1 pseudogene is annotated in these 657 nt (G+C 73.2%); it reads right to left on the bottom strand.

The annotated features are described in order from the left end of the window. Positions 1 to 657 (bottom strand): annotated as a pseudogene (locus ACP4IX_RS36390) (type I polyketide synthase); the annotation flags it as partial.

Here is a 657-nt window from a genome sequence, read left to right as displayed (position 1 = left end):
CGCCGCACGATCCACGCCCGACTCGACCTCGACCCGCCGCACCTCCGCACCACGCCCCGCCAGCGCACCCACCACCGGCCCGTCGACGTCACTCCCGGCCGGAACGACCACCAACCACGGCCCCGCCAGCCGACCAGTAGCGACGTCGCCCAGCGGCTTCCACACCACCCGGTACCGCCAGCCGTCCACCTCCGACCGCTCCCGACCCTGGCGACGCCACGCCGCCAGGCCAGGCAGGACACTGCCCCAGGCGGCCTCGTCCTCGGGGTCGAGAGCGGCGGCCAGCGCCGCGAGGTCCCCTCGCTCCACCGCATCCCAGAACCAGGAATCCGACGCAACGGCGGGCGCGTTGCCGACGACCGCGGCGGAGGGCTCGAACCAGAACCGCCGGCGCTGGAAGGCATAGGTCGGCAGGTCCACGCGCCGGGCGCCCGAGCCCGCGAAGTACGCGTACCAGTCGATCGAGAGGCCTCTGACATGGGCTTGTGCGAGTGCGGCGCCCAAGCTCTCGACTTCGGGACGGGCCGCACGCTGGACGGGGACGAACACCGCTTCTGCTGTGACGCACTCCTGGGCCAGTGCCGACAGCACACCGTCCGGGCCGAGTTCGACGTACGTGGTGACCCCGGCCGCTTCCAACGCCCGGACCCCGTCGAG

The sequence above is a fragment of the Streptomyces sp. WG5 genome (assembly GCF_049974565.1).
In the GTDB taxonomy this organism is placed as follows: domain Bacteria; phylum Actinomycetota; class Actinomycetes; order Streptomycetales; family Streptomycetaceae; genus Streptomyces.
Note: the sequence above shows the minus strand (reverse complement) of the source record. Positions and strands in the feature narration are given on the sequence as shown.